10 protein-coding genes and 1 pseudogene are annotated in these 8,497 nt (G+C 66.6%); 5 read left to right on the top strand and 6 right to left on the bottom strand.

Annotation, left to right across the window (positions count from 1 at the left end):
* Positions 1-116: 116 nt before the first annotated feature.
* The 5 genes from ACIBVN_RS60350 (at position 117) to ACIBVN_RS60330 (ending at position 4,014) form a co-directional block, all read left to right on the top strand.
* A complete protein-coding gene (locus ACIBVN_RS60350) occupies positions 117-1,193 on the top strand; it encodes a tyrosine-type recombinase/integrase (RefSeq protein ID WP_397151870.1) in 1,077 nt (358 codons plus the stop codon).
* A complete protein-coding gene (locus ACIBVN_RS60345; RefSeq protein ID WP_397151868.1) occupies positions 1,190-1,522 on the top strand; it encodes a helix-turn-helix domain-containing protein in 333 nt (110 codons plus the stop codon). Before ACIBVN_RS60350 ends, ACIBVN_RS60345 begins: the two co-directional genes overlap by 4 nt.
* Positions 1,519-2,976, top strand: coding sequence for a hypothetical protein (locus ACIBVN_RS60340; RefSeq protein ID WP_397151866.1), 1,458 nt, complete (start codon positions 1,519-1,521; stop codon positions 2,974-2,976). The genes ACIBVN_RS60345 and ACIBVN_RS60340 overlap by 4 nt, the downstream gene beginning before the upstream one ends.
* A 106-nt stretch (positions 2,977-3,082) precedes the next feature.
* Positions 3,083-3,340: a hypothetical protein gene (locus tag ACIBVN_RS60335; RefSeq protein WP_397151864.1), complete on the top strand. Its 258-nt coding sequence runs from the start codon at positions 3,083-3,085 to the stop codon at positions 3,338-3,340.
* Positions 3,341-3,813: 473 nt separating this feature from the next.
* Positions 3,814-4,014 carry a hypothetical protein gene (locus tag ACIBVN_RS60330; RefSeq protein ID WP_397151862.1) on the top strand — a complete coding sequence of 67 codons (201 nt, stop codon included), beginning with the start codon at positions 3,814-3,816 and terminating at the stop codon, positions 4,012-4,014.
* 207 nt (positions 4,015-4,221) lie between these two features.
* Here ACIBVN_RS60330 and ACIBVN_RS60325 read toward each other — a convergent pair whose 3' ends face one another.
* From ACIBVN_RS60325 to ssb, 6 genes and pseudogenes are all read right to left on the bottom strand, one after another.
* On the bottom strand, positions 4,222-4,626 hold the full coding sequence (locus tag ACIBVN_RS60325; protein ID WP_397151860.1) for a DUF4192 family protein: 405 nt from the start codon (positions 4,624-4,626) through the stop codon (positions 4,222-4,224).
* Positions 4,627-4,815: 189 nt separating this feature from the next.
* Entirely contained in the window at positions 4,816-5,421 is a 606-nt protein-coding gene (locus ACIBVN_RS60320; protein ID WP_397151858.1) for a hypothetical protein, read from the bottom strand.
* Positions 5,422-6,081: 660 nt separating this feature from the next.
* Positions 6,082-6,312: a hypothetical protein gene (locus tag ACIBVN_RS60315; RefSeq protein WP_397151872.1), complete on the bottom strand. Its 231-nt coding sequence runs from the start codon at positions 6,310-6,312 to the stop codon at positions 6,082-6,084.
* Between the two features lie 93 nt (positions 6,313-6,405).
* Positions 6,406-6,591 (bottom strand): annotated as a pseudogene (locus ACIBVN_RS60310) (SLOG family protein); the annotation flags it as partial.
* A gap of 252 nt (positions 6,592-6,843) precedes the next feature.
* Complete coding sequence (locus ACIBVN_RS60305; RefSeq protein WP_397151856.1) at positions 6,844-7,203, bottom strand: hypothetical protein; 360 nt, start codon at positions 7,201-7,203, stop codon at positions 6,844-6,846.
* Positions 7,204-7,429: 226 nt separating this feature from the next.
* Positions 7,430-8,056, bottom strand: coding sequence for a single-stranded DNA-binding protein (ssb, locus tag ACIBVN_RS60300; protein WP_397151854.1), 627 nt, complete (start codon positions 8,054-8,056; stop codon positions 7,430-7,432).
* Between the last annotated feature and the right edge of the window lie 441 nt (positions 8,057-8,497).

Raw genomic sequence — 8,497 nt, 5'->3', positions numbered from 1 at the left:
CCTCCTTCGACCTGCTGCGCCTACAGATTCTCCATGCGGACTGAAGGAGGCTCGTAACTCTCGCGAACAGATCACAGTAAGTGGATCAGAACCGCTTTTCATGGCCGCTGTCAGCGGTGGGGCTTGCAGCGGTCAAGGATCTTCGAGAGCTCCGTGCTCCATCGACGGCTGACGATCTCGCCGCGTATGAGATCGATCTCGTCGCCGAGTACGTGCTGGCTCGGGCCTCAGGAGGTGTCACCGATGCCACCATCCAGCGCGAGGTCAGCCAGTTAGACCGGATCCGAGAGTGGTTCGGGCGGCCGGTGTTCGAGATGGAGCCGACCGACGCCGACGCCTTCTTCGGACGAGAGCTCAGAGACGCCAGCCCTGCCACTCGGTCGGCCTACGCGATGGCACTGTCGATCTACTTCTCGTTCCTGGAGCAACGGCACCAGGTCGAGATCCACAACCTGACCGGCCGCGTCGTCGAGTGCCCGCTGGATGAAGTGAATCGACCGCGCAAGCACGTCGATACGCGCCTGCGCATCCCGCCCACCGAGGCAGAGGTCGAGCAGCTGTTCAAGGGCTGGCGGGAAGAGCTCACCACCTGCCGCAAGTACTACACCTCCGCCCGCAACTACACCGTCGCGCGACTGATCAGCGACGTCGGCCTGCGCATCAGCGAAGCCCGCAAGCTCGACCTCGATGACGTGCACTGGGACCTGGGCCACTTCGGCAAGCTCAACATCCGCTTCGGCAAGGGTTCGCGACGACGCGGCCCCAAGCAGCGCATGGTGCCGTTGATCAACGGAGCCGACCGGACGCTGGAGTGGTTCATCGAAGACATCTGGGCCAACTTCGCCGGCGACCACACGCGGCCTGGCTCGCCGCTGTTCCCCTCCGAGCGCAAGAACAACGACGGCACCTGCCGCCGCGTCGGCTACGACGTCCTGCGCGAGGCCCTGGAGCAGGCCACCGCCCGCCACTTGCCTGCATGGGCCGGCAAGCTCACCCCTCACGTCCTGCGGCACTACGCCGCCTCACAGCTCTACCGGGCCGGCATGGATCTGCTCGCCATCCAGGCCCTGCTTGGACACAGCTGGATCGCCACCACGATGCACTACGTCCATGTCCACCGCACACACATCGAAGACGCCTGGATCGCCGGGCAGCAACGCGCCGCCGAGCGCTGGAAGGCACTGACGCCATGAAGTGGAACCTTCGGATCACAGCCGCCCATCGCGGGATCTGGAAAGCCAGCGAGCTGCAACGACTCCTCGCCGCACACGGATTGAAGATCAGTGCCGGGAAGATGTCAGGGCTGTGGTCGGGCACCCCCGCCTCGGTAAAGCTGGACGAGCTCGACGTCATCTGCGTCGTGCTGGGCTGCGATCTCAATGAACTGATGAGCCCAGAACCCGACAAGGTCACCAGGCCCGGCACCGAGCAGGAGGACCAGCCCGCCACCGCGGTCGCCGCCGAAGGCCGACGCACCATCACGCCCAAGGCCCGCCGCGATCGGTCGATGCCACCTCGATGAGGTCCGGAGACGCTCTCGATCCGTGCCTGCGGTGCGGCGCCGTCATCGCCTATTCGGGCAACGGCCGTTATGCGCGGTTTTGCAACGCCTACTGCCGCAAGTCCTACCACCGCCAGCAGGCCCAGGCTGGCCGAGTCGAACAGCCCAGGATGCTGCCGGGAATGCCCCGTCTGGCTCGTTCTCGCCGCGCACCAGCACCGCCGCCGCCACCGCCACCGCTGCGGCCCGCTGCGCTGAATCGCCAGATCCCCCTGTTCGACCGCCCCATGCGCGACCTGACCCGCTACGACGCCGAACTGCACGCCGAGCTCGACAACCCGGCGCTGATCCTGGCACGCTCACGCGCTGCCCAGATCGGGCAGGAACGCGGCTGGTCGGCCTACGTCCGCTACGACGTCGACCGATCGTTGCCGATGCTGCTTTCCGGGCACATCGACGGCGACCAGATCCCCGAAGCCGAAGTCCTGCAGCTGACCGGCTTCAACCTCCCCGCACGCCGCGTCGCGGCAGTCCTCGCCGATCTGGACCTGCTCACCGGCCAGCGCCCACCTGCCATCGAAGACTGGATCGTCCGGCAAACGGCAGACCTGCCAGCGGGCTTCGCCAGCTGCGCACGCGACTGGCTGTTCTGGCTCCACAACGGCGACACCCGCACCAAGCCCCGCAGCGACGCCACGATCTACACCTACTTCGGGCTGGTCCGTCCCTATCTCATCGAGTGGGGACACACTCACGATCACCTCCGCGAGATCACCAAGGACCTCCTGCTCGCTGCGATGGACAAGCTCGGTGGCCGCCGACACCACAACGTCCTCACCGCGCTGAAGTCCCTGTTCCGCTACGCCAAGAAGGACCGCAAGATCTTCACCAACCCGACCCAAGGGCTCCGCACCACAAGAACCCCGGCCCACTCCAGCCTCGTCCCCCTGCAAGAGACGAGAATTCAGGCAGCTGCCGACGTGGCCGACACCGCCACCCTTCGTTTGATCATCGGCTTGGCCGCCATCCACGCTGCTCGCCCCGTCGCCATCCGGCATCTCAAGATCAGTGATGTCGACCTGGCTAACCAGCGCATCACGCTCAACGGAGTCACGCGGCCGCTCGACGAGTTCACCGCCCAAGCATTGCTGGCCTACCTGCGCGAGCGTGCCCGCCAATGGCCGCACACGAAGAACCCCCATGTCTTGGTCTCACGCATCACCGCCGGCGGCCAAAGACCGGTGAGCAAGTACTTCCCCAAACAGCACCTGCTCCGCCACGGCATCCAACTCGAAGAGATCCGCATGGACCGCGTCCTAGACGAGGCTCTCGCGAACCGTGCTGATCCACTCCATTTGGCGTGTGTGTTCGGCTTCGATGCGACCACTGCCGTTGCCTATGCAGAAGCAGCACGACGAATCCTTACTGAAGATCACTTGAGTCTCGACGTGTCCTTTCCAGATGAAGGCTGTTAGTCGACGTGCAGCCACTCGGCACAGCGTGCCTTCGCCTCGTCGGCGGCAGCCCGCAGAGTCTCCGGATGCACCGCACCCCTCCCGACGACCGGCCAGGAGCCCTATCATGACCACGCTCGAACGCACCCTCGCCAAAGCCCTCACGGAGATCGTCATCAGGCTCGACCTCAGCGACGACGACGCCATCGCGTCCGAGGCCACGGTGGAGGTGCTCCAGCCGGTGATCAACCTGCTGCAGGACCTCCCCGAGCAGGACCGGCAAGCCCTCGTCGAGCTGATCAACCAGTTCGCGCAGGAGGAAACCGACCCCGAGCGGCAGCTGACGGCCTGGGAAGCGCCTGAAACCCTGGGACTCCTGACCTGAGGGCATCCTGCTCAATCGTCCGCTTGCGACCATGGTCCCGGACGTTCCGCCTCGGGCGGTGACCGAACACGACGACTCCCGCCGCCTTTGGAGGTCCATTTCGGCTGCTGGCGCTCCTGCATCAGGAGTAACAGCTGTTCGGATCGCCGCTAGCTGACTAAAAGTAGTTGGAAATAACTTTTAGTGAGCATCGTCCCGCGATGGCCGTCAGTGTCGGGACTTCCTGACGCATTCGCTCCTGATCTGCGATTTTGCGCCCGCAGCAACAGGCGAAGATCCCGAATGCCCCGGTAGAACCCTAATGAGGGAGCACGGGAGGAGGTGGTTGACCGGGACGATCACATGCCGTGGAAGAGATCGACTTGAGGAGATCAAGATGAAACGGAAACCGAGAACGACGGCGGCGACCTCCCCGATGGGCCTCGGGGAAGTCGCCTACTTGCCGTCTCACCCTCGGATTCAAGAGTGTCAGCATGTCCAACTTTAGCGTCGTCATGAAAGGACTGTCGTTCGCGATCCTCATCGTTGCAGCCGTGATCTTCGGCATCGTCGGCGGCGGGCTCGCTTGGTGGGGCGGCATGAAGGTGCCGCTCGCGATCGCCGCCGGTGCGGCGGCTTTCGGCGCGTTCGTCACCCTCGGCTTGCAAGTGTTGGACTTTTTCATGCCGTCCTGACGGACGGCATGATCGAGTGACCGGAAGGCCGACCGTCCGCGTCGAATCAGGCGCGGCGGCGGCCTTTCGCTTTGTCTCCTGACGAGCAAGACGACGAGCGCCGACAAACAACACGCGGACAACGGCACCTAACCGACACGATGAACTCAGGAACCCTACACCCACAGGAAGGCAGAACCACCTGAGTTCCAGACGAAAGATCTTCAGTCAGAATGAACTTCCGGAAATCTCGTGACAGAGATAGGACCAGTAGCGGTCGTTCTCGAAGCGCAGTGCCTCGCGGATGAGGATGCCGGTGTCGTCAAGAAGAAACCGGAGGACCTCCATGGTGGGCGAGACCTGCTGGTCGTCTCCATATCCGATCACGACGACCTGCTGCGCCCCCGGGAGGCTGCGCAGGACCTGCAAGGTGTGCTGCGCCAGCGCGACCGTGTCGGCGGTCTCAGAGGTCGGCAGCGCCTGCTGGATCACCCCTTGTGGCTGCTCTTGGCCGGATAGCGCGAGGATCACCAGAGCCCGCCGGGGCTGGTGCCCGAGAAGAAAGGGGACGAGGCCGAGCAGCTCCGCAGGGTCGACGGGGGCAAGCGGCTGGAAGGAACCATCAAGGGACATGATCAAGGGACCTCCTTGGAAGTGCGGACGGGTCTTCACCCGACCGGCTCGGCGGCAAAAGAGCTGTTTCGGGGTGGGACCGCGTGGGGCGGAGTGGCCATGGACGTTGCCGGTGGCTGGCGCGCCAGGCGTGGGGATGCAGGGCCTTGTGGGCGCGGCCCCCGCGCTGGGGCGGGGGCCGCGCGGAGGTTAGAAGCGGGTGGCGTCGCGGTCGGCCTCGGTGAAGCCGGAGCCGCCGCGCGAGAGCATCCGCCCAGCCCGGGTCAGGGACTCCTGGGTCTTGCTCGATCCGTAGGAGAGCGTCATTGCGGGATCGATGCCCAGGGCTGCGCCGACGGTGATCGCGTCCTGGTCGGCTCCGAGGAAGGAGATCTTCCAGCCGGCGGCGCGTTTGGCCGTGATCAGCTCGTTGACGCGATCCAGGTCGTAGGTGCGGGAGACGTTATCTTCGCCATCGGTCTGGATGGCGAGGCAGATCTCGCCAGGCTGGTCACCTTCCGGCATCTGGTCGAGGTGATCGGCGATGCGGGTGATAGTGATGCCGATCGCGTCGAGCAGCGCGGTGTTGCCCGCGGGGTGCAGGTGATAGACGGGGACCGCGTTCAAGGGCGCGTATTCGTAGACGATGCGGTAGTCGTCGGCGAAGTCGTAGAGGGAGACGAGCGTCTCGGCGCGGTTGGTCTTCTGCTCCTGAAGAAGCGTCATGAGACCGCCTTCAGCGTCCTTCTTCACCGAGTGCATGGAGTAGGAGCGGTCCATGACGACGACAAGGAGGCGGCGTTTCGGGTTGGGCATGTCGATCCCTTCGATGGTTCACAGGGGGGGCCGGCCGGGAGGTCCACTCCCGGCGAGTGACGAGATCCCTTGGCATGGCTCTGCACGGGCCAGAAGCCTCAGGCGCGGAGAAAGACGGTTGTCGTGGCGTGATGAGGCCACGGGCGGCCTTGGCCACTCACCGGCGGTATGACCGTCGAGAGGGCAGGCGAGGCCGTTCGAGAACTCCTGTCGGCTCAGAGCAGGGCGGGGCGAGGGTGGCGTGCTGGCAACAGCCGGACGGAGGGTGGGCCAGGATCGGCTCGTGGCCTGCGCCTACGCTCGTGACAGAGAGACTCGGTCGTTACAGGCTTACGACGCCTTTGCCCTTGCACGTTCGGCAGGGCTGTGGTTCGCCGGCGACCCAGCCTTTGCCGAGCTTCCACGTCTGGGTGTTCTTGGTCTTGCTGCCGTCGCAGTCACTGCAGACGGTTGCGTTCTTGATGCGAAAGGGCCACATCGCAGGTTCCTTTGAGCTGTCGAGAAGATCGGCAGGGCCGGACGGTCTGCGACACCGCGTGCATGGAAAGCCCAGGGCCTGGCCAGGGGCTGCTTGATGCGGTCGTGAGTGTCGTCCGTCGGCGCGTAAAAAGAGCCCCAGGCAGGAGCCTGGGGCTCGGGCAGCGGTCAGCCGCGTGATGGCTAGCCAGCCGCTGCGGTCGGCGATGGTTCGCTGAGGATGCGCTGAATGCGCCTGGCCGGGAACTCCTCGAGGCTGAGCCATCGGCCGAGGGCCGGGTCCCGGCCGGTGATCAGCCAGACGGGCACGCGGGCGAGCAGTCCTCGCAACGCCATGTCCGAAGTGCCTCCGCGTCCGACGTCGAAGGCCTCGTGCAGAGCGATGATGAGCTGCGGCCGGGTCTCGCTCAGCATCCGAGCGTTCCGCTCGTGCCCGGCGAGTCTGAAGGTGGCCGGGCGGCGCCGGCGTTCAGCGGCCCAGTTCACGGGGTAGCAGCGGTGCCGCTCGGCCGGCAGGCCTCGGCCGCGGCACCAGGCATGCACCGCGGCGTCGGCTCCGCGGGCGCAACCTTCGACGAAGATCAGATCGCCGTACCGTACGGTTAGGCGATCACAGACGGTGTGGACGGTGTGCGGCCAGCGCCAATCGCGGCTGCCGCAAATCAGTACGCAGGACAAAATCGGACGGAGCATCACGCCCTCCCTCTGAGGTTGCGACTAGGCGGTCAGCGGCAGAGGGCGAGGCGAGTCCCGCCTGGCCGTGCCGCTGCCCGCGCCGCCGTGATCTGGCGGCGCCCTCATGGGGCTTCGGCTGCTTGCTCCGGGGCATGGTCCGGCGCGAAGTGAACCCTGGTGATCGGCCGGGCCTGCCGCATGATCAACGGCCGTAGCAGGCGGCGGAGAACGAGAGGCCGCTTCGGACGATGACCGGCAGAGTGCGGCCGGCTAGCTGGCGGCCGCCAGCACGCACGCCATGGGATCGTGGCGTGGCACGAAGGGTTCAGGGGTGAGGTGGCACACGTTCGGGTCGGCGTCGTCACCCTGCGGAGGGGCCGCTTCCCAGCGCATCGTGAACCCACCGCCCAGATCCACGATGATCGTCCGCATCGTGCCGGCGCCCTGGTCGGTGAACGATCGGCCCATGTTCCTCAGGCGCTCGGCGATCACGTTCATCACAGCGGCGTCCTCAGAAGGGACCACCTTGACGGCGTGCGTCGGCAGGGCCTCAGTCGGCAGCGATTCCAGCAGCCGAAGCAGCGTTTGCATACTGGCGAAACGATGGATGCGTTCCATGCGGGGATCCATGATGGCGAACTCCTTGCGAACCAGGGTCAGTGAGCCGGCACCGGAAGAGGTGAGGGAGACGGCGCCCGCCCCAGCTCAACGCAGGCAGCTGGCCGCCGGACGGTAGAGCCCCTCGCGCCAGGCCGATGGAGGTCGGCGGGCGCGAGGGGAAGTGGAGACGCGATGGGCCCGGGCTCGGAGAGACCTGTGCGCGATAGGACTGCGATCCGAACCCGGGTCCCGTCGGCTAGAACGGCGGCTGACCAGGCTGACCGGGCTGGCCCTGGGGCTGATTGGGTACCCCGTACCCGTACCCGTTCCAGGCGCCGCCCGCCGGCGGCGCACCGGCCGGGGCGCCTGCCATCGCATGCTGGCCCTCCTGGGCGGCCCAGCCCGCCTCGGGTCCGGGCGCTGTCTGCCAGTTCTGGTCGGCATACCCCGCCGGGGCGGGCGCGGGCGGGCGCTGCCGCGTGGCGCTCTGCCAGTCCTCCGGCGCTCCCTGGTCGAAGTTCCTCGTGCGGGTGACCTGGGCGGTCGCGTTGCGCAGAGACGGGCTCACCTCGTCCACCTCGATCTCGTAGACCGTGCGCGACTCGCCTTCCTTGGTCTCGTAGGAACGCTGCCGGAGCCGTCCGGTCACGTTGACCCGCATGCCCTTCTCGAGGGTCGCCGCGGCGTTCTCAGCCTGCCCGCGCCAGACGTTGCAGGTCAGGAAGAGGCTCTCGCCGTCCTTCCATTCGTTGGCGTTCTGGCTGTCGCGGTAGCGGGGGGTGTTCCCGATGCGGAAGCGGGCGACCGCCTGCCCGGTCGGGGTGAAGCGCAGTTCCGGCTTGTCGACCAGGTTGCCCGACAGGATGATGATCGGCTCGTTCATTCCGAACTCCCTTTGAGACGGGAGTGAGCCCTGGTGGCTCGGGGATCCCGTCCCGACAGGGCATCCGGACCCTTCCGGCGAGCAGGAGGGGTGCAAGGGATCTTTCCGGCCGCCGGGCCGTCAAGATTTTTTGCGCCTTCGCGCCCTTGGGGTTGGGGCGTGAGGCGAAGGCGCAAAAAATCTTGTAAGGGCGGCCGGAAAGCCCTTGCGGCCCGGCTCGACGGGAGGGTCACATGCCTGCGGTCGGGACGGGATGTCCGTCAGCAGGCCAACCCTCACCACCTGTACCCTCACAAGTTCTTTTCTCGGGTGGCGGGGGGGCCCCGGGGGGGCCCCCCCCCCCCGGTCCACCAGGGGGTAGGGCGGGGGGGGGGGGCCGTTTGGGGGGCCGCCGGGCGGGGGCGGGGGCGCGCCGGGCGGGCGGGGCGGGGCTGGGCTTGA

This window comes from Nonomuraea sp. NPDC049400 (assembly GCF_044466425.1).
Classification (GTDB): Bacteria; Actinomycetota; Actinomycetes; order Streptosporangiales; family Streptosporangiaceae; genus Nonomuraea.
This window is presented reverse-complemented; position numbering and strand designations above follow the sequence as displayed.

Excerpts from the sequence above, each read along its gene's own strand:
- ACIBVN_RS60335 (WP_397151864.1), top strand. The coding sequence starts at position 3,083 with ATGACCACGCTCGAACGCACCCTCGCCAAAGCCCTCACGGAGATCGTC.
- ACIBVN_RS60325 (WP_397151860.1), bottom strand. The coding sequence starts at position 4,626 with ATGTCCCTTGATGGTTCCTTCCAGCCGCTTGCCCCCGTCGACCCTGCG.
- ACIBVN_RS60340 (WP_397151866.1), top strand. The coding sequence starts at position 1,519 with ATGAGGTCCGGAGACGCTCTCGATCCGTGCCTGCGGTGCGGCGCCGTC.
- ACIBVN_RS60305 (WP_397151856.1), bottom strand. The coding sequence starts at position 7,203 with ATGGATCCCCGCATGGAACGCATCCATCGTTTCGCCAGTATGCAAACG.
- ssb (WP_397151854.1), bottom strand. The coding sequence starts at position 8,056 with ATGAACGAGCCGATCATCATCCTGTCGGGCAACCTGGTCGACAAGCCG.
- ACIBVN_RS60345 (WP_397151868.1), top strand. The coding sequence starts at position 1,190 with ATGAAGTGGAACCTTCGGATCACAGCCGCCCATCGCGGGATCTGGAAA.
- ACIBVN_RS60330 (WP_397151862.1), top strand. The coding sequence starts at position 3,814 with ATGTCCAACTTTAGCGTCGTCATGAAAGGACTGTCGTTCGCGATCCTC.
- ACIBVN_RS60320 (WP_397151858.1), bottom strand. The coding sequence starts at position 5,421 with ATGCCCAACCCGAAACGCCGCCTCCTTGTCGTCGTCATGGACCGCTCC.
- ACIBVN_RS60315 (WP_397151872.1), bottom strand. The coding sequence starts at position 6,312 with ATGCTGAGCGAGACCCGGCCGCAGCTCATCATCGCTCTGCACGAGGCC.